The following is a 23,161-nucleotide window of genomic DNA, read 5'->3' on the forward strand; positions in this document are numbered from 1 at the left end:
TGTTCGATTGGAATAGCCGGGGCGTGCTATTCGTCGCACCCGCGACGGCGCTGCTGGCGCCGCCGGGCGGCCTCGCGGTCACGGCGGCGCTGCCTGGACAGGGCGTTGCCGTTGGCCAGTTGCACCAGACTTTCGATCTCGTCGTCGCCGAGCGGAGGGCGTTCGCTATTGGCCATATAGGCCTCCTGGGTCGCGCTATGCTTCATCTCGAGCGTCCAGGCAAGGCTTTGTACGAAAACTGCCTGCGCTCGGCCATGCGGCGATAAAAATCGACTCAAAATACTCATTTACACCCCGTAAACTCCGTTTTTTCGCCGATTTTTGCCTTGCCTGACCTTCGCTCGTCGACTTTTCGTACATAGCCTAAGGCCACGGCATGACAGTGAGATGTCGGCTCTCTCAGAGGGTGAGTGCTAATATAGGCAGGGATGGGAGACAGCTCATCATGTCTGGGGAACCTGCCTCATCAACGAAAGGAGTCGTCACGATGCGAAATGGACAAGGGTGTCTGGTGGTAGGCCTTGCGGGCCTGCTGGTTGCGGGGCTGGTGAGTGCCGATCCTGCCGATGAGCGCTATACCCTTACGCTGTTCCATACCAATGATCTTCACGGCCGCACCGACGCCTATCCGCAGCTGGTCAGCACGCTCGCCAAGGCGCGCGAGCGCCACGGCGACGGTCTGCTGCTCGATGCCGGCGACATCTTCTCCGGTACGCTCTACTTCACCGAGTTCCAAGGCCAGGACGCCGTCGAGTTCATGAACCTGATGGGCTACGACGCCTTCGTGCCCGGTAACCATGAGTTCGATCTTGGCGACCCGGAGGAGGGGCATCTGGCGCTGGCGGCCTTCTTCGAGGCCGCCGAGTTCCCGATCGTCGCCGCCAACATGGACTTTTCCGCGTCACCCGAGTTTGAGGCGCTGCTCGGCGAGTCGCTGGCCGAGGCACCCGAGGGCGGCACGATCCATGACGGCATCGTGGTCGAGCATCAAGGTGAGCGCATCGGCATCTTCGGCCTAAATACCCAAGACACGCCGAATATCTCGAGCCCCGGTGACGTGAGCTTCAGCGACTACCGTGAGGCCGCCGAGGCGATGGTCGAGCGCTTCGAAGCCGAAGGCATCGACAAGATCATCGCCTTGACCCACCTCGGCTATGACAGTGATCCCAGCGTCGGCAATGACCTGCTGCTGGCCCAGCAGGTCGAAGGTATCGATATCATCATCGGCGGGCATAGCCATACCCGGCTCGACCCGCCGACCCTGGTCACCGAGAACCAGCGCGGCGAGACCATGGCACCAACGGTCATCGGCCAGGCCGGCGAGTACGGTGAATATCTCGGCGTGATGGAGGTGATCTTCGACGGTGACGGCATGGTGGTGGATGTCAGCGGCGAGCTGCTGGCGGTGGAGAACAGCGACCCCGACCCCCAAGCCGCGGAGATGCTGGCGCCCTACACGGCGGCCATCGAGTCTCTGCGCGACGAGACGGTAGGCGTGGCGCTGGCGGAGACCCTGGCCAACCCGCGCCACGGCGATGGCGATGAGCAGAGCGTGCGCGCCAACGAGACGGCGCTGGGCAACCTGATCGCCGATGGCCAGCTGGCCGCCGCCCGGCGGGTGGAAACCGACACGCTGATGGCGCTGCAGAACGGCGGCGGCATTCGCCAGCCGCTGCCGGCAGGCGACGTCACCGTTGGCGACCTCATCGCCGTGCAGCCGTTCGGCAACCGCCTGACGCTGGTCGAGCTAAGCGGCGCCGAGCTGATCGAAACCTTCGAGATCGCCCTGGCCGATGCACCAGGCGAGAATGGTGGCTTCCTGCATGTCTCCGACGGCACGCAGCTGGTATACGACAGCCACGAAGCGCCGGGCGAGCGGGTCGTGACCCTGGAGGTCGAGGTCGACGGCTCGCTGGATGCCATCGCACCGGACCAGCGCTATACCGTCGCCACCAACCACTTCACCGCCGCCGGGGGTGACAGCCATCACGTGCTGGGAGCGGCCTACGACGACGGCCGCGGCACCATCGTCGGCACCACCGACTGGGAAATGCTGCGCGACCATCTGCTTGAGCTAGACGAGGTGGCGTATGCTCCCCAGGGGCGTATCGTCGATCTGGCGACACAGGGTGGCGATGAGTAAGTGGTGGGTGGCGGTCGTGCTGACGATAGCCCCGCTGGCCTCGCTGGATGCCGCCACCACGCTGCTGTCGGTCTGTTCCGCGCCCCCCGAGGCGGCCGAGCAGGGCGGCCAGCGCTCGCTATATTCACGGCAGGGGGAGGAGATCTGGTTGAGCTGGTCAGAGCGCGGCGATCTGCCGCTGGGGTGCCACGGGCTGGCGCTGCCGGTGGCCGCCGAGGCGATACGCTGGGTAGGGCCGGCGGAACGTCCCGATGGCATCGAGCTGCCCCGGGAGGTGACCCTGCAGGGAGACGTGGCATCGAGTGATGTCAACGTCAGCGACGTAATCTGGCATCTCGCCGAACCGCCCGACGACAGCACACTGGCCGAGGATGAGCCGGCGCAGCGCACCCAGCTGCCCGACGGTGACGCCAGCGCGCCGCGCTCGGCGTGGGTCTGGGCGCCTGAGGCCTGGCAGCAGACGCCGGAAGCGCTGTGGGAGTTGGCCGACGCTGAACGACTCGATGCGCTCTACCTGACGCTGCCGGTAACGCCGGAGGGCGAGCTGCACGATCCGGACGAGGTCGAGGCGTTTGTCCGCGCGGCCTCCCGCCGTGGCATCGATATCTGGCCGGTGATCGGCGACCCCCGCGATGTGCTGGCAGAGAGCCTGCCGGCGCTGCTCAATCGCGTGGCCGCCTATCGTGACTACAATCGCTCGGTGCCACCGCAGGCACGGCTCGCTGGGCTGCAGCTCGATATCGAGCCCTACCTGCTGGCGGGGTTTTCGCTGGGGGGCGACCACTGGCGGGAGCGCTACATCGCAACTATCCGAGAAGCGCATGCCGCTCTCGACGCTGCGATGACGCTGGATCTGGTAGTGCCGGTATGGTGGGGCAATCACCCGGCCTGGGGCGAGCGCTGGCTCGATGCGCTGCCCCATGACCAACTGAGCATCACGGTGATGAACTACCGCACCGACCCCGAGGCGCTGCGCCGTGGCGCACGGCCCTTCCTGGCCTGGGGCAGCGAGCATGGGGTGCCGGTTCGCATGGCCCTCGAGAGCGGCCCGCTGCCCGATGAAACCCGGCTGACCTTCTCCTCGCAGGCCGCCAGCGCCGACGGCGAGAAGGGCCAGCTATGGCTATTCGAGCAGCTCTCGCCGCCGCTACTGGTGCTCCTTGATGAGCCGCATGCCGGCCTGCCTGGTACCCCCTTTGCGCAGATACGCGAGAGCACCTTCGCCGGGGCCAACCTGACCTTTGCCGGCGACCAGGCGCGGTTAAATGCCGTGGCCGCGAGCCTGGCCGCAGAATGGCGGCAGTGGCCAGCGTTCAGCGGCATCGCCGTACACGGGCTGGATGCGGTGTACTGGTAATCTGCCGGGGCGGCGCAGTATGCCAGTTGCCGCATTCAGCTGGCGGCTGAGGGCCCTGGGTGGCACACAGCCGTGCATAGAGCGCGGCCAGTTCGAGGGCCTTGGCATCCTCGTGCCAGCCTGTCGCATAGTGCTTGGCACGGCGGGCGAGCTCGCCGCGCAGCGTCTCGTCGCCGAGCAGCCGGCTCACCTTGGCGGCGAAGTCGTCGAGGTCCTCGTCGGCAATCAGGCAACCCTCGCCTTCTATCAGTATGTCGCGGGTACCCATCATGGCGGTGGAGACCACCGGCGTGCCTAGCGCCAGGGCCTCCAGCAGCACCAGCCCCTGGGTCTCGGTGCGTGACGCGAAGACGAAGACATCGGCGGCGCGATAGGCGGCTTGTAGCTGGCCATGGCGATCCAGGTAGCCGAGGAAGCGTACGGCGTAGGCCATGCCGATCTGCCGCGCGCGGCGGGTCAGCTCGGCGCGGGCCGGCCCCTCGCCGGTGATGATCAGGCGCGTATCAGGATGCTCGGCGAGTATCCGTGGCAGCAGGTCGATCAGGAAGGCGATGTTCTTCTCGAAGGCGAGGCGGCCGACGAACAGCAGCAGGCGGGCGTTGGCCGGGAGGTCGTAGCGGGCGCGAAAGTCCTCCTCATCGGCGGGCTGGCTGAACCGCTCCAGCGCCAGGCCGGTGGGGATGACCGCGACGTGGGTCTTGACGCCATAGCGCTCCAGCGTCTCGCGCATGGCGTGGGAGGGCGCCACCAGCGCCTTGAGGCGTCGACACTGCCGCACCGAGAGGCGCCGGGCGATAAAGCGCAGCCAGCCGCTGGGTACGCCGCGCACGTAGTGGGGCAGGTACTCCTCGAACAGGGTGTGATAGGTCGCCAGCGCCGGGAAACCCAGGTGCCGTGCCAGCGCCGTGCCGGCATAGTGGGCGACGAAGGGCGTGTGGATATGCACCAGATCGAAGCCCTCCACGGCGAGGCGCGGCAGCAGGGCCATCACCTCGCGGTAGCGCATCATCCGGTCCTCGGGAGAGTTTGCCACCCCGCGCGATGCAACGCGCAGCACGTTCGGCTCGTCTACCTGGCCCACCAGGTAGTCCGGGCAGATCAACGTGACTGAGTGGCCGAGCCGTTGCAGCGCATCGCGGAAGCTGGCGATGGAAGTGGCGACACCGTTGATGCGCGGGAAGTAGACGTCGGACAGCATCAGTATCTTCATGGAGAGGACTCGGCATGGCGGCTGATATGCGCCATCCTGCGCCTTCACGGTGACGCCATGGTGACAACCAAGAGAATGGCGAGGGCGCTACACTAAGCGAGCAACCGGACAAGGAGGCAAGATGAGCAATGGCCCCTACTACCAGGGTGGCTGTGAGTGCGGCGCGGTGACGCTGATCGCAACCGCCGAGCCGCTGGCGCAAGGTCGTGATCCACAAGGGCAGGGCTGGCTGGTGCTGGACGCCGATGCGGTGCAGGTCAGCGGCGGGCTCGAGGCGTTGGAGAACGAGACCCTCGACGCTGGTCATGTCTGCAAGCGTTGCCAGCACTGCCAGCAGCGGCTTTACAGCGAGCAGGAGGGGCTGATGCTGCTGCCCGAGACGCTGCTGCCGGCGACCGGGCCCGCGCCCAGCGACGCGCTGGCCCGGCGCCTGCCATGGCGGCTATATTGAAGGGCCCTCCACCCTTCGCAAGGACTGCCATGTACCGCCTGCATATCGCCAACAAGCACTACTCCTCCTGGTCGCTGCGCCCCTGGGTGCTGATGCGCGAGCTGGGCATCGCCTTCGACGAGCAGTTGAGTCCCTTCGATCCCGACTCCAGCTGGACGCGCTTTCGCGACTTCTCGCCGACCGGCCTGGTGCCATGCCTGGTGGATGACGAGCAGGTGGTGTGGGAGTCGCTGGCCATTGTCGAATATCTTGCCGAGCGCCATCCCGGCGTGTGGCCGGCCGATAGCGCGGCGCGGGCCTGGGCGCGCAGTGCCAGCGCCGAAATGCATGCCGGATTCTCGGCGCTGCGCAGTCAGTGCCCAATGAGCTGTGGCGTGCGGGTGCGCATGGCGCGCCTCGATGATGCCCTGCTGGGCAATCTGGCGCGTTTGGAGGAGCTGTGGCAGCAGGGCCTGGCGCGCTTCGGCGGGCCCTTCCTGGCCGGCGAGGCGTTCAGCGCCGTGGACGCCTTCTTTGCCCCGGTCGCCTTTCGGGTGCAGAGCTTCGGGCTGCCGCTGGGCGAGGCCTCTAGCGCCTATGTCGAGCGGCTGCTGGCGCTGCCTGCCATGCAGCAGTGGTATGCCGAGGCCCTGGCCGAGCCGTGGGTCGACCCACAGCATGAACAGGAGGTGGAGGCGTGCGGCAGCGTACTGGCCGACTATCGAACGCCTGAACGAGACTAGGCGTTGGCCAGGCGCTTGATCTCGACCTGGGCGAACCAGTCGATATCCTGCGCTCGTGCGTCGAGCTGCTGGATGACCTCCGGGCTGGAGAAGGGCGCCTGCTCATCGAGACATACCACCACGGTGACCGCGCCTTCCAGGTAGTGCAGTTCGATATCGCGTATCTCGGGCCAAACCGCGAGTGCCTGCCAGCGCTCGGCCAGGGTCGCTTCCACGTCGGGACGCAGCGGCAGGCCGGGGAAGCGGCTGGGGTCGCCCTCACCGGCGTCGTCCTCTGGGTCGACGTGGAAGGTGAGATCGGTCAATGCCGGGAAGGCATGGCGCAGGCGCCGGCTCACCTCGTTGCCGATCTCGTGGCCTTCGGAGACGCTGATGCGCGGTGATACCACCACGTGGAGGTCGAGCATGGTGCGCCCCGCCGAGAGCCGGGTGCGCAGGTCATGGATACCGGTGACGCCGGGCACGCTCATCGCCACATCGCGCATATCGTGCTGGGTACTCACTGGCAGGGCGGTGTCGATCAGTTCGCGGCCGGCGTCCCACAGCAGGCTCCAGCCGACCTTGCCCACCAGCAGCCCGACGATCACCGCGGCGAGGGTGTCGAGCCAGCCGTAGCCCCACTGGGTGCCGAGCATCGCCAGGATGACCACCGCGGTGGAGAACACGTCGGAGCGCGAGTGCCAGGCGTTGGCCTCGAGCAGGCGTGACTTGGTGCGCCGCGCCACGCGCATGGTGGCATGGTAGAGCGCCTCCTTGGCCAGTAGCGTTACCAAGGCGATGCCGATGGCCCAGTAGCCGGGCGGGGGGATCGCGGCATTCGACAGCAGGCGCTCGACGCTCGACCAGGCGATGGCCCCGGCCACGAAGATCAGCATGCTGCCCAGGAACAGCGTAGCCAGGGTCTCGATGCGGCCGTGACCGTAGGGATGGTCGTGGTCCGGCCCCTGTTGCCCATAGTGGGTGGCGGCCAGCACGAAGCCGTCGGTGATCAGGTCGGAGAAGGAGTGCACGCCGTCGGCGATCAGCGCCGCGGAACCTACGATGACCCCGACGATGACCTTGACGATACCCACCAGGCCATCGACCCAGATGGCCAGTATCGTAATACCTCGGGTAGCGCGTTGGTCGGCCGTCATGGTGTGCTGAGTCGCCTGCTCGGATCGTTCCAGGTTGCGTGCTCGACGCATTGTCATTCGCTAAATAGTACTGAATCGGTACTGTATGAGCAATATCATACGGTGCTCAACACAGCGACTGGCGCGCCTCGCGCAAAGAGGCCTCCGATCCCGACGGCAGCGGCGCTGAGGGCGCCTTCAACCAGGTGGCGATATCGGCCTCGCTACGCTGGCGCTGGGTATAGCGGGTCAGCATATGGTAGCCGTCCGGGTAGAGCGCCAGGCGCCAGTCCGCGGTGACCTCGGCCGGCAGCCGTTCGAGCAGGGCGCACATCGCCTCCGGGGGGATCACCTGATCGTTGTCGCCATAGAGCAGCAGGGTAGGGCCCGTGACCTGGGCGGCGCTCTCCAGCGCCAGATCCATGGCGCGGGTCAGGCCGTAGAGCGTATCGACCCGTGCTCGGCGCAGGATACGCGGATCCTCGGCCAGCTTGGCCATGATCTCCTCATCGTCGGTTGGCTCGATACCCAGCCGCTCGGCGGCGCGCGCCGAGAAGGCCACGTCGGGTATCAGCCGCACGCCCAGCCATAGCCCCACGCGCTGGTACCAGGGCATCGCCACCTGGCCCCACACCGCCGGGGCAATCAGTACGCTGCCATCCACCGGCGGCGGGGTCTCGCGACTCATGGTGAGCATTACCAGCGCGCCGCCCATGCTCTTGCCGACCAGGTACAGCGGCATCTCTGGGTGGCGCTCACGCAGCAGCCTGGCGAGCAGGTCGATGTCATCGACCATGCGCTGATGGCCCGGCCACAGCCGGCGCTGGCGAGTGACGCCGAAGCCGCGCTGGTCGAAGGCATAGACCTCGATGTTGTGCTCGGTCAGCGCCTCCGCCAGCACGTCGAAGCTGCCGCCGTGGTCGTTGAAGCCGTGCACCGCCAGTACTACCGCGTCGGGGGTCTCACCGGCTGTTGACCAGTGCCATAGCGGCAGGCGGTAGCCATCCTCGGCGGTCACGTAGCGTCCATCCAGCTGCGGCGCTTCGCCCCCCGGCCCAGGTGACTGTAGCGTGGCACCGCCACTGCACCCCGCCAACAGCATCAGCAGGGGCAGCAGCACGGCAAATGGGCAGCGGGATGGCGGATTGCCTGACATCAAAGGAAGAGATCGCCCTGTGCAGTGGGTGGTCTGAATCGGCTGCAATCGAGGCCCTCGTCGATGCGCTCGGCCATGCCCAGGCGGCGCCTGGCGTGCTGGAAGCGCTGGGCCAGCAGGTCGGCGAAGACGCCCTCGCCGCGGAAGCGATGCCCGAAGCGGCCGTCGTAGTCCTTGCCGCCGCGGCACTGGCGAATCAGGCTCATCACCTTGGCGGCGCGCTCGGGGTAGTGGGCCTCGAGCCAGGCCTCGAACAGCGGCGCCACCTCGTGGGGCAGGCGCAGCAGCATCCATCCGGCGGTGCGCGCACCGGCGCGGCAGGCGGCCTCGAGCAATGATTCTAACTCATGGTCATTGAGGCCGGGAATCATCGGTGAGAGCAGCGCCCCCACCGGCACGCCCACGGTGTTGAGCTCGCGAATCACCCGTAGCCGCGCCTGGGGCGAGGCGGTGCGCGGCTCCAGGCTGCGCTTGAGGTTGGCATCCAGGCTGGTGAGGCTGACGAAGACCCGCACCAGGCGCTGCTCGGCCATCTCGGCCAGCAGTTCGCTGTCGCGCAGGATCAGCGCGCTCTTGGTCACCAGGGTGACCGGATGGCGGCAGGCCAGCAGCAGTTCCAGCACCCGGCGAGTGGTCTGCCACTCGGCCTCGATGGGCTGGTAGCAGTCGGTATTGCCGGAGAGATTGATCGGTCGGCATACATAGCCCGGCTTGCACAGCTCCTCCTCGAGGCGCTCCACCAGGCCGCTCTTGGCGATCAGCTTGGTCTCGAAGTCGAGCCCCGGCGAGAGGTCCCAGTAGGCGTGGCTGGGCCGCGCGTAGCAGTAGACGCAGCCGTGCTCGCAGCCGCGGTAGGGGTTGATCGAGCGGTCGAAGCCGAGATCCGGCGAGCGATTCCACGACAGCGCCGTCTTGGGATGCTCCTCGCGCACCTCGGTGGCCAGCGTTGCCGGCGCCTCGTCCTGCCACCAGCCGTCGTCCACCGCGTCGCTGTGGGTGGGGGCGAAGCGATTGTGAGGATCATAGGTGGCGCCACGGCCCTTGAGCGGGGCCCGGTAGTCGGCTGAGTGTGAGGCGGGCATCGGTGGCACCTCGCATGATGTGTGTATGAATATACAGTATAGAGGTGTGGCCCGACCCTGCAAGGTCACTGCCGCGGCGACTCTGCTACCATTGGCCCCTTCCCAGGACCTGCGGCCAGGAGCGGCACGTGAGCCACGCCTTTTCTTCCCTTCCCGATGTCGATGCCGCCTGTGCTGCGCAGGCGGCGGCACATCTCGATACCCTGACCAAGCCACCCGGCAGCCTGGGGCGGCTGGAGCCGCTGGCGGTACAGCTGGCCGGCATCCGCGGGGAATCCTTCCCGCTGGTCAGCCCGCCCGGGGTGCTGGTGTTCGCCGCCGATCACGGCGTGGCCGCCGAGGGCGTCTCGGCCTTTCCCCAATCGGTCACGGCACAGATGGTCGCCAACTTCGTCGCCGGCGGGGCGGCGATCAACGTCTTTGCGCGGCAGATCGGCGCGCGGCTCGAGGTGATCGATGTCGGGGTTGCCAGCGTCGTGTCGGGGGCGGGCGTGGTCGACGAGAAGGTTCGTGCCGGCACCGCCAACTTCGCCGTCGAGGATGCCATGACCCGCGGCGAGGCCATGCAGGCTATCGGCGTGGGGCAGCGCGCCGCCGTGCGCGCCGTGGAGGCCGGCTGCCGCTGCCTGATCGTCGGCGAGATGGGCATCGCCAACACCACCGCCAGCAGTGCCCTGCTGGCGGTGCTAACCGGGCGCCCGGTCGCCGAACTGGTGGGGCGCGGCACCGGCATCGATGACGCCGGCCTGGCGCGCAAACGGGCCGTGATCGAGGCGGCCATCGCCGCGCGGGCGCCGGATGCCGACGACCCCCTCGGCGTGCTGGCAAGTCTCGGTGGCCTGGAGATCGCCGCCATGGCCGGCGCCTTTTTGGAGGGCGCGGCGCGGCGAGTACCGCTGCTGGTGGATGGCTTTATCGCCACCGTGGCGGCGCTGCTGGCGTGTCGGCTGGCGCCTGAGCTGCGCGACTACCTGATATTTGCCCACCGCTCGCATGAAGCGGGGCACGGTGCGGCGCTGGCGGCCCTGGAGGCCAGCCCGCTGCTCGACCTCGAGCTGCGCCTCGGCGAGGGCAGCGGCGCGGCGCTGGCCTTTGTGCTGCTGGAGTCGGCCTGCCGCATGCTCAGCGAGATGGCCACCTTCGAGACCGCCGGCATCAGCGCCGGCCCAGCGTAAGAGGCTCGCGCATGTCGCAATGGCTGCTGCCCGGCGCGCTCGCCGTGCCCTTGACCCTCGCCGGCCTGGGCCTGCTGGTGGCGGCGATCATTCTCGACCTGCTCGCGGGGGACCCGCGGCGCCTGCCGCATCCGGTGGTGGGCATCGGGCGTGCCATCACCTGGCTGGAGGCGCGCTGGAACCACGGCCCGGCCGCATCGCGCCGCCGCTGCGGGGCGTTGATGACCGCGCTGGTGGTCGTGGGCGCCTATGCCGTCGGTTGGGCGCTGCTCACCCTGCTGGGGTGGCTGCACCCCTGGCTTGGCTGGGCCGCCGAGCTATGGCTGCTGTGGAGCTGCCTGGCGATCAAGGGCCTGGCCGACGCCGGGCGTGCGGTGGCAGCACCGCTTGCCGAGGGGGACCTGCCGGCGGCGCGCCGGGCGCTGGGCATGATCGTCGGTCGCGATACCCAACAGCTCAACGAGAGCGACATCGCCCGCGGCGCCGTCGAGACCGTCGCCGAGAACAGCGTCGATGGCATCACCGCGCCGCTGTTCTGGGCGCTGATCGGCGGTGCGCCGCTGGCGCTGGCCTACAAGGCGGTGAACACCCTCGACTCCATGGTCGGCTACCGCAACGCCCGCTATCGCGACTTTGGCTGGGCCTCGGCGCGGCTCGACGACCTGGCCAACTGGCCGGCGGCGCGGCTCACCGCCTTAGCGATCTGGCTGTCGAGCGGGTGGCTGCCCGGTGAGTGGCAACGGCGCGGGGCGCTGGCGGCCACGTGGCGCGAGGCACCGCGCCACCCCAGCCCCAACGCCGGCTGGCCGGAGGCGATGGTGGCCAACCTGCTCGGCGTGCAGCTGGGTGGCGTCAATTACTACGCCGGCGAGGTGTCGCATCGCGCGACCCTGGGCAGCCCGCATCGGCCGCTGTGCGCGGCGGATATCGGCGCTGCGATACGCTTGATGCACGGTGGTTGGGTGGTGAGCCTGCTGCTTATGCTAACGTCGCTGCTGCTGCTGGGAGAGATATGGAGATGACCGATGCGACGGGCGCCGCGGGCTGGCCGCGCCACGGCGGCCAGCCCGATGCCTTTATCGAGCTGGCGTGTCGCCATGGGCTCGACCCGGGGCGGCCGCTCTGCGACCTCAGCGCCAATATCAACCCGCTGGGCCCGCCGGCCTGGCTGGAGGCGCAGCTGCGCACGACCCTGCCGGCCCTGGCGCGCTACCCGGACCCCGACTACCGCCAGGCCCGCGAGGCCATCGCCGCACGTGACGGGCTGGCCCCGGCCCAGGTGCTGCTGACCAACGGCGGCGCTGAAGCGATCTTTCTCGCCGCCGCGCTGCACGCCGGCCAGCGCGGGGTGATCGTCGAGCCGACCTTCGGCGAGTATGCCCGGGCGTGCCGCCACTACGGTGTCGGCATCCATCGCCTGGCCTTGACGGCGCAGGACTTCTCCCTCGATCAGGTCGCCGCCGAGGCGGCCATGGCCGAGGCCGACGTGATGTGGCTGTGCCGGCCCAACAATCCGAGCGGCACCCTGGTGCCGCGCACCCAGATCGAGGCGCTGCTGCGCGCCGGATTGACCCACGGCTGCCGGCTGGTCGTCGACGAAGCCTTCGTCGATTTTACGGCACAGGACGAGTGCCTGACGCCGCTGCTGGCCGAGTATCCCAACCTGCTGCTGCTGCGCTCGTTGACCAAGTACTACGCCCTGCCCGGGCTACGCCTGGGCTATCTGCTCGGCAGTGCCGACAGCGTGGCGCGCGCCGCCGAGTGTCAGCTGCCGTGGAGCGTCAATGCCCTGGCCGCCGACCTGGTGGCACCGCTACTGGACGACCATGACTACCAGCGCCAGACGCGGGCCTGGCTCGACGCCGAACGTCCCTATTTGCAAAGCGGCGTGGCGCGACTCGGCTTCGTGGCGCCGCTGACTGAGGCCAATTTCCTGCTGCTGCGCGATCCCCGCGCCGCGGCCGGCTCCGGCAGCGCCGACCCGCTGTTTGCCCACCTGCTCGCTCACGGCCTGCTGGCCCGGCACACGCATAACTTTGCCGGCCTCGACGGCGGCTGGCTGCGGGTGGCGCTGGGTGAGCGCGACGCCAATTGCCAACTGCTGGAGGCGCTCGCCGCCTGGAGGCAAGCATGATTGCCTTCGTCAGCGGCGGCGCCCGTTCAGGCAAGAGCGCCTACGGCGAAGCGCTGGTGCGCCGCTGGCAGCAGCAGCGCGGCGGGGCGCGCTACTACCTGGCCACCGCCAGCGCGGACGATGGCGAGATGGCGGCGCGCATCGCCCGGCATCGCGCCGAGCGCGGCAGCGGCTGGATCACGCAAGAGGCGCCGCTGGCGCTGGACACCGCCCTGGCCGAGGTCGAGGCCGGCAGCGTGGTGCTGCTCGACTGCCTGACGCTGTGGGCCAGCCGGGTGCTGTTCGACAGCTCCCTTGACCAAGCCGCAGCCACGGCGCTGCTGGAGGGCACCCTGGCACGAGCCCGGGCGCGGGACATCGACCTGGTCGTGGTCTCCAACGACCTCAATGAGGGCATGCCGCCGGACGATGAGCTCAGCTGGCGCTATCTGGCGCTGCTGCAGGCCGCGCACTGCCAGCTGGCGGCAGAGGCCGACGTGGTGATCCAGCTGATCGCCGGCCTGCCTCAGGCGTGGAAGGGGAGCCTGCCATGACGTCAGCGTTCTACGGGCTGCTGCTGGCACTGCAGTTCCTGACCCGGGTGCCGATCCCGGTCGCCTGCCCCTGGACGCCCGCCACCAGCCGCTGGGCGGTGCGCTGCTACCCGCTGGTGGGCATGCTGCTGGGCGCCTTGATGGCGGCGGCGGGGCAGCTCTTCGCGGGGCTGCCGACGCCGCTGCTGGCGCTGCTGCTGCTCAGCCTGTGGGTGGCGCTGTCCGGGGGGCTGCACCTGGACGGGCTGATGGACGTGGCCGATGCCCTGGGTAGCAATACGCCGCTGGAGAAGCGCTGGGCGATCATGAAGGACCCCCATGTCGGCAGCTTCGCGATCATTGCGCTGCTGTTCCAGCTGGCGTGGAAGGGCGCGCTGCTGTGGGCCTGGCTGGAGGCCGGCATCAGCCTGCTATGGCTGGTGGCGGTGCTGGGGCTGGGACGGCTGGCGGCGGTGGCGCTGCTGGTGCAGGTGCCGGCGGCCCGAAAAGAGGGGCTGGCGTGGTCCTGGCAGCAGCATCTTGGCCATCGCGACCTGCTGCTGTCGATGCTGCCGCTGGCGCTGCTGTGGTCGCTGACGCCGGGCTGGCTGCTGTCGCTGGGGGCGCTGCTGGTCTTTCTACTGTCATACGGCGCGCTGATCATACGCGCTTTCAAGGGCATCAACGGCGATATCGTCGGTGCCGCCATCGAGGGAGGAGAACTATGGCTGCTGCTGGTCGTTTGGCTATCACTGTCGTCCGTCACGGGCTGACGGCCTGGAACATCGAGCGTCGCTACCAGGGCCAGCGCGACATTCCGCTGCTGCTGCCGGATGCCGTGCCGGGCCTCGACCGCCTGCGCGATGACCTGCGCCGCTATCAGGCCGAGCAGCCGTTCGATGCGATCTACTCCAGCGACCTGGTTCGCTGCCGCCAGACCCTGGCCCATGTGCTGGAGGGGCGCGAGGGCGATACTGCGCTCCACGTCGAGCCGCGGCTGCGCGAGATGGACTTCGGCGCCTACGAGGGCAAGTGCTACGAGGAGCTCAAGGACCTGCCGGCCTATCGTGCCTGGATCGACAGCCAGGGCGAGCAGGCGCCGCCCGAGGGGGAGTCGGCTGCCGCGCTGCGGGCGCGGCTCGATGCCTGGTTCGATGACCTGCTCGAGGCCGCCGAGGCGCACGCCTGGCAGCGTCTGCTGGTGGTGACTCACGGCGGGGTGATCCGCGAGCTGCGGCGCCGCTTCGAGGCCATCGACTTCTGGGATGGCAGCGTCGCCCAGGCCGAAGGGCGGCGCTTCATGTTCGACAAGTCGGGAGGGACGTGGCAATGCAGCTGGTCATCGGCGGTGCCTGTGCCGGCAAGCGCGAGCTAGTCCGAGGCTGGTACCCGCAGGCGCGCTGGCATCTGCTGGGTGCCGCGGACGCCATGCTGCCGCTTAAGGGAGAGCAATTGGTAGTGAGCGGCTGGGCGGCCTGGATCGAGGCGGCGCTCGAGCGTGGGGCGGAAGGCGATGACGCCCTGCGTCTGGCGCTGGCCGAGCGCCTCGACGCCCTGCTGGCCGCCGAAGCCGAGCGGGCCGCCCAGGTGGTACTGATCGTCGAGGAGATGGGCCGCGGCATCGTCCCGATGGGCGCCGAGCGGCGCCGCCTGCGCGATCTCAACGGTTGGCTGGCCCAGGACGCCGCGGTGCGCTGCGAACGGATCTGGTATGTGCGCCACGGGCTCTATCGAAGGTTGAGGTAGCCCAAGGCAACGACACTACCCCCTCAGCGAGGACGCCGGGGGCAGGGCGAAGAGGAGGTTTGCGCCATGGATGGCGCAAGGTAGCGCCCAGGGATGGGTTCACAGCGCCTCCTCGTAGGCCTGCCGACGGATCAGTTCCGAGCGGTGTGGCTATCTGCATTATTGAGGCGGATTCCCACGAATTGACCTTTACCAAGCGCATTGCTAGCTTACCGCCACTCTCAGGTGCTGGCGGTGAGCTCACGGCCAGTTAAACGGGAAGTCGGTGCGCGAGTCCTATCCATCGTTTTCGCCACTCCGACGCTGCCCCCGCAACGGTGATCGAGTCAACGTCCGTCGATATGCCACTTTGCCCGCTTGGGCATGGGAAGGCGACGGTCGAGGAGGTGCCAGAAGCCTTCGCTCGTCAGCCCGGAGACCGGCCCGAGAGCCTCGTGCAAGCCCAAAGAACATCACGCCGTGCGGGTGAGCACGGCGAGCAAGGGACTCTCCATGAACGCTTTACTCTCTTCCCGTGGCCTGGGGGCTTTCGCCTTGGCCGCGTTACCGCTGGCCGTCCAGGCCCAGGGTTCGCCAGCATCACAGGCTGATGATGCCAGCGGCCCGCAGCAGCTCAACCCGATGGTGGTCACCGCCGCGCTGGCGCCGCGTACCGCGGACGAGAGCCTGGCCTCGGTGACGGTGCTCGACGAGGCCACGCTACGCCGCCAGGATCCCACCAGCGTGACCGATCTGCTGCGCGGCCAGCCCGGCGTCGACGTCACCTCCAACGGCAGTTTCGGCAAGAACAGCAGCGTCTATCTGCGCGGCACCGGTAACGACCAGAACGTGCTGCTGATCGACGGTATTCGCTTGCGCTCGGCCACTAGCGGCGGTGCCGCCTGGCACTACCTCGAACCGCGCATGTTCGATCGCGCCGAGATCGTGCGCGGCCCGCGCGGCAGCCTCTATGGTGCCGACGCCGTGGGCGGGGTAATACAGCTGTTCACGCCAGAGGCCGAGGAGGGCGGCCCGCATCCGCGCATTTCGGCGGGTGGCGGCTCCTTCAACACCCAGCGCTACAGTGCCGGCTTCTCCGGCAGTGATGGCGGCACCCGCTACAGCTTTGCCGGCAGCCATTTCAGTACCGACGGCACGCCGGTGCGCCGCGGTGGAGAGGACAAGGGCTACGACAACACCTCGGCGCTGGCGCGAATGGCACATACCTTCGAGAGTGGCGCCGAGGTTGGCTTCCTGACGCTGCGCGCCCGCGGCAGCAACGAGTTCGACGGTGGCGAGACAGACTTCGTCCAGCAGGTGGCCGGGGTCTATGGCGAGCTGCCGATCAGCGAGCAGTGGACCAGCCGCCTGACGCTGAGCGAGGCGCGGGATGAGGGCGATACCCTCGATAGCCGTGGTGCCTCCACCTTCGATACCCAGGCCCGCACGCTGCGCTGGGAAAACACCCTGGACGTTGGACGCCATGAGCTGGTGGCTGGCGCCGAGTATGTCGAGGACCGTGTAGATAGCTCTACCGACTACGCCGAGACACGCCGCGACAATATCGCGATGTTCACCCAGGGCCTGCTCGACTTCTCGCCGCTGGCGCTCCAGGCCAGCCTGCGCTTCGACGATAACCAGGCCTACGGCGAGGAAGTCACCGGCAGCCTGGCGCTGGGATACGATCTCGATCGCCAGCACACCCTGCGCGCCAGTGTCGGCACGGCCTTCAAGGCACCGACCTTCAACGATCTCTACTTCCCGGGCTTTGGCAATCCTGACCTGGAAGCGGAGACCTCCGAAACGCTGGAACTTGGGGTGCGTGGCCAGTATGCGGATTGGTTCTGGGATGCGGCGCTCTATCAGACCGACATCGACAATCTCATCTCCGCCCAGCGCGGTGGCTTGACGACTAATATTCCCACCACCCGTATCCGCGGCATCGAGCTGTCCGGCGGTGCCGAGATCGACGACTGGAGTCTGGCGGCAGCGCTGACCTACAGCGATCCGGAGAACCGTGCCACCGGCAAGCGTATCGCGCGTCGCGCCTCGCAGAGTCTGCGCCTCGACGCCGACCGCGAACTCGGCGAGTGGTCGCTGGGCGGTTCCTGGGTCGTGCAGAATCACCGCTACAATGATGCCGACAATGAAGAACGGATCGGCGGCTACGGGTTGGTCAATCTGCGTGCGGGCTGGCAGTTTGCGCCGCTCTGGTCGGCACGGCTGAGCGTGGAGAATGCGCTTGATAAGGACTACGTCACCACTCGCTTCTTCGATGGCGATGACTACCTCAGCGCCGGCCGTGCAGCCTACGTCAGCGTCCACTTTGGCCACTGACCGGACGCGCCGCGGCAGCGCCTGGCGCTGGCTGCTGGTCGCGCTGGGGCTGGCCGTCCTTCCGGGGCCCACGGCGATGGCGGATGGCGGGGAGCGCTGCGTGGTCGACGACCGCGACCGCGAGGTGTGCCTGGCGGCGCCGGCACGCCGTATCGCCACGCTCTCACCCGGCGCTACAGAGCTGACCTGGGCCGCCGGCGGCGGTGACCGGGTAGTGGCAGTGGTCTCCTACAGCGACTACCCGCCGGCGGCGCGGGAGGTCGCCTCGGTGGGCAGCCATACCCGGGTCGATCTCGAGGCCCTGGTGTCGCTGCAGCCAGACCTGGTGATCGGCTGGATCACCGGCAACCCCGCCGAACAGCTCGAGACCATCGAGCAGCTCGGCGTGCCGGTGTTCTATATCGAGCCGCGCAGCATCAATAGCGTGGCGACGGCCATCGAGCGCCTGGCGCGGCTGGCGGGCAGCGAAGCGGAGGGTAATGCCGCCGCCGCGGAGTTTCGCGCCGGGATGGAGGCGCTGGCCGACGAGTACGCCGCTGCCGAGCCGGTGGCGACCTTCTATCAGGTCTGGGACGAGCCGCTGATGAGCGTCAACGATGAGCACCTGATCGGCGAGGTGGTACGGCTATGCGGCGGGGTCAATGTTTTCGGCGAGCTCTCGCGGCTGGTGCCGCGCATCGACGACGAAGCGGTGCTGGCCGCCGACCCGGAGGCGATCGTTGCCGGCGGCATGGGGGAGGAGAACCGCCACTGGCTGACCCACTGGCAGCAGTATCCCGGCCTGACGGCGGTGGCGCGTGACAACCTGTTCTTCGTGCCGCCGTCGCTGATTCAGCGCCCCACGCCGCGCCTGCTGGAGGGCAGCCGTATCCTCTGCGAAAAGCTCGAGGTGGCGCGTGGCCGCCGCTGAGCTGGGCGCACGGCCGCTGCTGGCGGGCCGCGGCATATGGCTGCCGCTGGCGGTGCTGGCGCTGGCTGGCTGCGCCGCGCTGGGGCTGTCGCTTGCCGTGGGCAGCGCCAGCGTATCGACGGAGGCGCTGTGGGCGGTGCTGCTCGGCGAGGGCGACGCCCTGTCGCGCACGCTGGTTCTCGAGCTGCGCCTGCCGCGTTCGCTCTCTGCCTTTGCGGTGGGCGGGCTGCTCGCCGTGGCCGGCGCCCTGATGCAGGTGCTGCTGCGCAACCCGCTGGCCGACCCCTACGTGCTGGGGCTCTCCGGCGGCGCCTCGGTGGGGGCGCTGGCGGCGATGCTGGCGGGGCTTGGCGGGGCGGTGATCACCGGCTCGGCGTTTGCCGGGGCCTTTCTCTCCACGCTGCTGGTCTTCGGCCTGGCCCACGGCACCGGCAGTTGGACGCCGTCGCGGCTGCTGCTGACCGGGGTGGTGGTCGCCGCCGGCTGGGGCGCGGTGATCACCCTGATGCTGGCGCTGAGCCCGGCGGAGCGGCTGCCGGGCATGCTCTACTGGCTGATGGGCGATCTCTCTTACTCGCGCACGCCCTGGCCGCCGCTGGCGCTGCTGCTGGTCATCTGCCTGCTACTGATGCCGCTGGGCCGCAGCCTCAACGTGATGGCGCGGGGGCCGCTGCAGGCGGCGGCCTTGGGGGTCAATGTGCGCCCGCTGGAGTGGGGCATCTATCTGGCGGCCAGTGCCCTGACCGCCATGGCGGTGACCACCGCCGGCAGCATCGGCTTCGTCGGCCTGGTGGTGCCGCATATGCTCCGCCTGCTGCTGGGCAACGACCAGCGCCTGATCCTGCCGGCCTGCGCCCTGGCCGGCGGCACCTTGCTGGTGCTCGCCGACACCCTGGCGCGCACCATGATCGCCCCGGAGCAGCTGCCGGTGGGCGTGATCACCGCGCTGCTCGGCGTGCCGACCTTCCTCTACCTGCTCTACCGGAGCCGCTGATGAACCGCCTGGCGCTGCGTGATCTGGTCATCGACGTGCCCGGCCGCGACGACGGTCGCGCGCTGTCGCTCGGCGTCGAGCCAGGCCAGGTGTGGGGCGTGCTGGGGCCCAACGGCGCCGGCAAGACGACCCTGCTGCACACCCTGGCCGGGCTGCGCGCGCCGCGTACCGGCCAGGTACTGCTCGATGGCCAACCACTCGCCACGCTGGGTCGACGCCAGGTGGCGCGGGCCCTGGGGCTGGTGTTTCAGGATCGCCAGGACGGCTTTCCCGCCACGGTGCGCGAAACCGCGCTGATCGGCCGCCACCCGTGGCTGTCGGCGTGGCAGATGGAGGGCGGCGAGGATCTGCGCCTGGCCGAGGCGGCGCTGGCGCGATTGGACGTCGACCACCTCGCCGAGCGCCTGGTGAGTACGCTCTCCGGCGGCGAGCGGCAGCGCCTGGCGATTGCCACGGTGCTGACCCAGGCGCCGCAGATCTGGCTCGCCGACGAACCCACCAACCATCTCGACCTCCACCACCAGACCGCGGTGATGGCGCTGCTCGCCGAGCAGGCCGCTGCCGGCCATGCCGTGATGATGTGCCTCCACGACCTCAACCTGGCGGCGCGCTGGTGCGACCACCTGCTGCTGCTCTATCCCGATGGTGAGGCGTGCTGGGGCCCGCGGGAGGCGATGCTGGAGACCAGCGCCCTGGAGCGACTCTACGGCCAGCGCCTGGCCACCGCCGAGGTAGACGGTGCGCCGGTTTTCGTCCCTGTGAGGTAGCCCCGAGCGGGCGTGTCGGTGCAGCGCTACAGGGCGTTGCGAAAGCGCATGATCCGACGCTGGTCGTGGGGATCTTCGAGGAAATCGACGTGCACGCCGAAGGTGTGGTGCAGCCTCTCGGCCGTGAGTACTTGGTGGGGTGGGCCGACATCGACAAGGCGACCGCCATCCATCACGCCGATGCGGTCGCACTCCATGGCCTGGTTGAGGTCGTGCAGGGCAATCACCACGGTGACCGACAGCTGCCGAACCAATGACAGGATCGACAGCTGGTGCCTAATATCGAGGTGGTTGGTGGGCTCGTCGAGCAGCAGGATCCTCGGCTGCTGAGCCAGGGCGCGGGCGATATGCACGCGCTGGCGTTCGCCGCCGGACAGCGTATGCCAGAGCCTATCCGCCAGATGCGCCATGCCGACGTTGTCCAGGGCCTGGTCGACGATGGCATCGTCCTGCTCCGACCACGGCTGCAGCGCCGAGAGGAAGGGCGTTCGGCCCAGCGCTACCGCCTCGCGAACCACGATGCGGTCGAGGGTCTCGGCCTGCTGCTCGACGAAGGCGATGGTGCGCGCGACGTCGCGCTGGCGCATCGCGTACATCGAGGCGTCGTTGACCAGTACGCGCCCAGTCCTGGGCTTGCGCAGCCCGGCCAATACCCGCAGCAGGGTGGTCTTGCCCGAGCCGTTGGGGCCAACCAGGCCAAAGGTCTCGCCGGGCGCTACCGCGAGGCTGACGTCCTCCAACAGCCGGTGGCCGTGGACGCGCCAGTCGATGCGTTCGGCGGCCAGCTTCATTTGGTCCGCGACCCGCGCACCAGGATCACCGCGAAGGCCGGGGCGCCGATCAGCGCCGTGACCACCCCGATCGGCAGCACCTGCCCCGGTACGATGATGCGCGAGAGGATGTCCGCGGCGATCAGGAACACCGCGCCGGCCAGCGCCGAGGCGGGCACCAGCCGGGTGTGGCGGCTGCCGACGATAAAGCGCATGGCGTGGGGAATCACCAGCCCCACGAAGCCAATGGCGCCGACCATCGAGACCATCATGGCGGTGACCAGGGCCATGCTGGCAATCAGGATGCCGCGCACGCGGCGCACCGAGATGCCCAGCGAGGCGGCGCTGTCGGCACCGAACGTAAAGGCATCCAGCGCCCGCCGGTACCACAGGCAGACCAGCAGGCCGGCCACCGCGGCGGGCAGCCCCAGGCCAACATCCTCCCAGCGTACCCCGGAGAGGTTGCCCATCAGCCAGAACATGATGCCCCGCGCCTGCTCGGCGCTCGCCGACTTGGTGATGATAAAGGCGGTGAGGGCGTTGAACAGCTGCGAACCGGCGATGCCGGCGAGGATGATGGCGCCAGCGGCCTGGGTACTGCGCCCGCCGCCGGTGCCGCTGCCGGCGGCGTGAGCGAGCATCACCACCAGGCCGAACGCCAGCCCCGCCCCGGCAAAGGCGCCGAGGGAGAGCGACAGCGCGCCGGCGCCGAGCCCGGCGATGGTCACCGCCACGGCGCCGGTGGAGGCGCCGGCGGAGATCCCCATCAGGAAGGGGTCGGCCAGCGGGTTGCGCAGCAGCGCCTGCAGGACCACGCCGGCAAGCGCCAGGCCGGCCCCGCAGCAGGCGGCAAGAATTGCGCGACTCAGGCGGTAGTTCCAGATGATGCCGGCATCGATCCGGTCCACGGCATAGCCCGCGCCCCACAGCTGATTGGCCAGCACCTTGAGAATGGTGTCCAGCGCAATCGGCGTCTCGCCGATGGCGGTGCCGGCCATTATCGCCATGAACAGGACCAGCGGCGTCAGCCAGGTCCAGTGCCAGCGAATGCGTATCGCCGGGTGCAGTGCCAGGGTCGAAATCATTGCTCGAAGAATCACTGGTCGAAGGGCATCGTCGACAGGGCGTCGACCAGCGCTTCGAGGCCGAATATCGTGCGCATGGTGGCGCTCATGGCATGGGCATCCATCTCAACGATACGTCCATTTCTTACCGCCGACATCTCCCGAGTCACTGGGTCGCTGTGCAGAAATTCGAGCTTGTTCTCTATATCGTCGGCCGGAAATCGGCGACGATCCATGCTGGCGACCACGATGATATCCGGGTCGGCCCGGGCGATTGTTTCCCAGCCAACGACAGGCCACTCTTCATCGGATTCCACCACATTGCGAATGCCGAGAACGTTCATCATGTAGCCCGGCGCGCCGAGCCGGCCGGCGGCATAAGGATCCGCTGACTCGTCGGGGGAGGAGAACCAGAACATCGCCGACAGGTCTTCCGGCAGCGCCAGGCGCTGGGCGGTCTCGACGGCCTCGGCCTCGCGTGCCTGCAGGTCGGCGACCAGGGCATCGCCGTCCTCGGCAACGTCGAAGATGCTGGCCAGCTCATGAATGCCCTTGTAGACATGCTCAGGGGAAAAGGCCGCAATGCGCGTGCCGTCGCCACCGGTACTATTGTCCTTGGTGTCGCAATCCGCCGGCATCACATAGGTGTTGATACCCAATTCATGAAACTGCTCTCGGCTGGCCACGCTGCCGGTAGGGCCGATATGCCACTCATACTGGGCGGCGACGAGCTCGGGTCTGCGGTTGACGACGGACTCGAAACTGGGGTCGTTGTCGGCCAGGCGCTCGATATCGGCATTGACCTCGCTGAACTCAGGCAGCACCGGATTGAACCACACGGACGTCGCGGATACTCGCTCGGAAAGCCCCAGTGCATAGAGAATTTCAGTCGCCGACTGCCCGACGGTAACCGTGCTCTGAGGAGCGGATTGGAAGCTGATTTCCATGCCGCAATTCGTCAGCGTCAAGGGATAGTCCGTGCCGTCCGCGATGACCAATGGTGCAGGAAAAAGAGCGAGGATTGCCAGTAATCGTCGGGCGTAATTCATCACGTCATGTCCAAGTGGCGGGGAGGTGGTGGCCTATCTGCTACCGGTGGGCGGCGATCATAGCACTGCATTTTGCATGTGGGAGCCGCGATTGCCACCTGCCGGGCTCAGAATTTAAAGAAATGTTATAACATATCTTTTTATGGAAGCAACGCCGCTTGGACAGATCCGTCGACAGGCCTACGAGGAGGCGCTGTAACCCCGCCCCTGGCGCCAGGCGGGCAAATTGCGCCGATTGCGGCAATTGGATTAGGATGGCAGCCATGAAGACGGGTGCCCCTGCTGCCAGGGGATAATCGGGAAGTATGGTATGGCGCTTGCGCCTATCCCATCGCTGCCCCCGCAACGGTAATGAGTGAGTCGCCTGCAACAACCACTGGCTTAGGCTGGGAAGGTGCAGGCAACGGCGTGATCTCCTTGATTGCGTCCTCCTCGAGCCCGGAGACCGGCCCGTTATTTCGTTTCATCCAGTGACGGTGCGGTGGGCA

General features: G+C 68.1%; 23 protein-coding genes and 2 riboswitches. Of the genes, 15 read left to right on the forward strand and 8 right to left on the reverse strand.

Annotated elements, in window-relative coordinates; translation table 11 throughout:
- Positions 1 to 26 precede the first annotated feature (26 nt).
- On the reverse strand, positions 27 to 206 hold the full coding sequence (locus tag BWR19_06475; GenBank protein ID APX92613.1) for a hypothetical protein: 180 nt from the start codon (positions 204 to 206) through the stop codon (positions 27 to 29).
- Between the two features lie 281 nt (positions 207 to 487).
- On the opposite strand from BWR19_06475, the gene BWR19_06480 reads away from it, so the two are divergent.
- A complete protein-coding gene (locus BWR19_06480) occupies positions 488 to 2,143 on the forward strand; it encodes a bifunctional metallophosphatase/5'-nucleotidase (protein ID APX92614.1) in 1,656 nt (551 codons plus the stop codon).
- A 7-nt stretch (positions 2,144 to 2,150) separates the two neighbouring features.
- The gene (locus BWR19_06485) at positions 2,151 to 3,500 is read left to right on the forward strand and encodes a hypothetical protein (GenBank protein ID APX92615.1); all 1,350 of its coding nucleotides are present in this window, start codon (positions 2,151 to 2,153) and stop codon (positions 3,498 to 3,500) included.
- Here the strand turns inward: BWR19_06485 and BWR19_06490 are convergent.
- Positions 3,457 to 4,710 (reverse strand): glycosyl transferase family 1, encoded by a 1,254-nt coding sequence (locus BWR19_06490; protein APX92616.1) that lies wholly within the window; start codon positions 4,708 to 4,710, stop codon positions 3,457 to 3,459. The genes BWR19_06485 and BWR19_06490 overlap by 44 nt on opposite strands.
- Before the next feature lie 121 nt (positions 4,711 to 4,831).
- On the opposite strand from BWR19_06490, the gene BWR19_06495 reads away from it, so the two are divergent.
- Positions 4,832 to 5,161 (forward strand): hypothetical protein, encoded by a 330-nt coding sequence (locus tag BWR19_06495; protein ID APX92617.1) that lies wholly within the window; start codon positions 4,832 to 4,834, stop codon positions 5,159 to 5,161.
- A gap of 29 nt (positions 5,162 to 5,190) precedes the next feature.
- Entirely contained in the window at positions 5,191 to 5,883 is a 693-nt protein-coding gene (locus tag BWR19_06500; protein APX92618.1) for a glutathione S-transferase, read from the forward strand.
- Here the strand turns inward: BWR19_06500 and BWR19_06505 are convergent.
- From BWR19_06505 to BWR19_06515, 3 genes are all read right to left on the reverse strand, one after another.
- The gene (locus BWR19_06505) at positions 5,880 to 7,019 is read right to left on the reverse strand and encodes a cation-efflux pump (protein APX92619.1); all 1,140 of its coding nucleotides are present in this window, start codon (positions 7,017 to 7,019) and stop codon (positions 5,880 to 5,882) included. The genes BWR19_06500 and BWR19_06505 overlap by 4 nt on opposite strands.
- 106 nt (positions 7,020 to 7,125) lie before the next feature.
- Entirely contained in the window at positions 7,126 to 8,154 is a 1,029-nt protein-coding gene (locus BWR19_06510; protein APX92620.1) for an alpha/beta hydrolase, read from the reverse strand.
- A complete protein-coding gene (locus BWR19_06515) occupies positions 8,154 to 9,236 on the reverse strand; it encodes a radical SAM protein (GenBank protein APX92621.1) in 1,083 nt (360 codons plus the stop codon). Before BWR19_06515 ends, BWR19_06510 begins: the two co-directional genes overlap by 1 nt.
- 128 nt (positions 9,237 to 9,364) lie before the next feature.
- Here BWR19_06515 and BWR19_06520 point away from each other — a divergent pair, with 128 nt between their 5' ends.
- From BWR19_06520 to BWR19_06570, 11 genes are all read left to right on the forward strand, one after another.
- The gene (locus tag BWR19_06520) at positions 9,365 to 10,411 is read left to right on the forward strand and encodes a nicotinate-nucleotide--dimethylbenzimidazole phosphoribosyltransferase (protein ID APX92622.1); all 1,047 of its coding nucleotides are present in this window, start codon (positions 9,365 to 9,367) and stop codon (positions 10,409 to 10,411) included.
- Positions 10,412 to 10,422: 11 nt separating this feature from the next.
- Entirely contained in the window at positions 10,423 to 11,433 is a 1,011-nt protein-coding gene (locus tag BWR19_06525; protein ID APX92623.1) for a cobalamin biosynthesis protein CobD, read from the forward strand.
- Entirely contained in the window at positions 11,430 to 12,545 is a 1,116-nt protein-coding gene (locus BWR19_06530) for a threonine-phosphate decarboxylase (GenBank protein APX94923.1), read from the forward strand. The genes BWR19_06525 and BWR19_06530 overlap by 4 nt, the downstream gene beginning before the upstream one ends.
- Positions 12,542 to 13,078, forward strand: a complete 537-nt coding sequence (locus tag BWR19_06535) for an adenosylcobinamide kinase (GenBank protein ID APX92624.1) — start codon at positions 12,542 to 12,544, stop codon at positions 13,076 to 13,078. Before BWR19_06530 ends, BWR19_06535 begins: the two co-directional genes overlap by 4 nt.
- Positions 13,075 to 13,830 carry an adenosylcobinamide-GDP ribazoletransferase gene (locus BWR19_06540; protein APX92625.1) on the forward strand — a complete coding sequence of 252 codons (756 nt, stop codon included), beginning with the start codon at positions 13,075 to 13,077 and terminating at the stop codon, positions 13,828 to 13,830. Before BWR19_06535 ends, BWR19_06540 begins: the two co-directional genes overlap by 4 nt.
- Positions 13,782 to 14,432, forward strand: coding sequence for a histidine phosphatase family protein (locus BWR19_06545; GenBank protein ID APX92626.1), 651 nt, complete (start codon positions 13,782 to 13,784; stop codon positions 14,430 to 14,432). Before BWR19_06540 ends, BWR19_06545 begins: the two co-directional genes overlap by 49 nt.
- On the forward strand, positions 14,387 to 14,803 hold the full coding sequence (locus BWR19_06550; protein APX92627.1) for a hypothetical protein: 417 nt from the start codon (positions 14,387 to 14,389) through the stop codon (positions 14,801 to 14,803). Before BWR19_06545 ends, BWR19_06550 begins: the two co-directional genes overlap by 46 nt.
- 206 nt (positions 14,804 to 15,009) lie before the next feature.
- Positions 15,010 to 15,245, forward strand: a riboswitch (cobalamin riboswitch).
- A gap of 50 nt (positions 15,246 to 15,295) precedes the next feature.
- Positions 15,296 to 17,119, forward strand: a complete 1,824-nt coding sequence (locus BWR19_06555) for a TonB-dependent receptor (protein APX92628.1) — start codon at positions 15,296 to 15,298, stop codon at positions 17,117 to 17,119.
- The gene (locus BWR19_06560; protein ID APX92629.1) at positions 17,109 to 18,029 is read left to right on the forward strand and encodes a cobalamin-binding protein; all 921 of its coding nucleotides are present in this window, start codon (positions 17,109 to 17,111) and stop codon (positions 18,027 to 18,029) included. The genes BWR19_06555 and BWR19_06560 overlap by 11 nt, the downstream gene beginning before the upstream one ends.
- 19 nt (positions 18,030 to 18,048) lie before the next feature.
- Complete coding sequence (locus BWR19_06565; protein APX94924.1) at positions 18,049 to 19,023, forward strand: ABC transporter permease; 975 nt, start codon at positions 18,049 to 18,051, stop codon at positions 19,021 to 19,023.
- Complete coding sequence (locus BWR19_06570) at positions 19,023 to 19,790, forward strand: ABC transporter (GenBank protein ID APX92630.1); 768 nt, start codon at positions 19,023 to 19,025, stop codon at positions 19,788 to 19,790. The genes BWR19_06565 and BWR19_06570 overlap by 1 nt, the downstream gene beginning before the upstream one ends.
- Before the next feature lie 26 nt (positions 19,791 to 19,816).
- Here BWR19_06570 and BWR19_06575 read toward each other — a convergent pair whose 3' ends face one another.
- The 3 genes from BWR19_06575 to BWR19_06585 are packed head-to-tail and all read right to left on the reverse strand — an operon-like array spanning position 19,817 to position 22,673.
- Complete coding sequence (locus BWR19_06575; GenBank protein ID APX92631.1) at positions 19,817 to 20,581, reverse strand: histidinol phosphatase; 765 nt, start codon at positions 20,579 to 20,581, stop codon at positions 19,817 to 19,819.
- The gene (locus BWR19_06580; protein ID APX92632.1) at positions 20,578 to 21,645 is read right to left on the reverse strand and encodes an ABC transporter permease; all 1,068 of its coding nucleotides are present in this window, start codon (positions 21,643 to 21,645) and stop codon (positions 20,578 to 20,580) included. Before BWR19_06580 ends, BWR19_06575 begins: the two co-directional genes overlap by 4 nt.
- Positions 21,646 to 21,656: 11 nt before the next feature.
- A complete protein-coding gene (locus BWR19_06585) occupies positions 21,657 to 22,673 on the reverse strand; it encodes an ABC transporter substrate-binding protein (GenBank protein APX92633.1) in 1,017 nt (338 codons plus the stop codon).
- Positions 22,674 to 22,927: 254 nt separating this feature from the next.
- Positions 22,928 to 23,142: riboswitch (cobalamin riboswitch) on the forward strand.
- The last annotated feature ends 19 nt before the right edge of the window (positions 23,143 to 23,161 follow it).

Source organism: Halomonas sp. 1513, assembly GCA_001971685.1.
GTDB lineage: Bacteria > Pseudomonadota > Gammaproteobacteria > Pseudomonadales > Halomonadaceae > Franzmannia.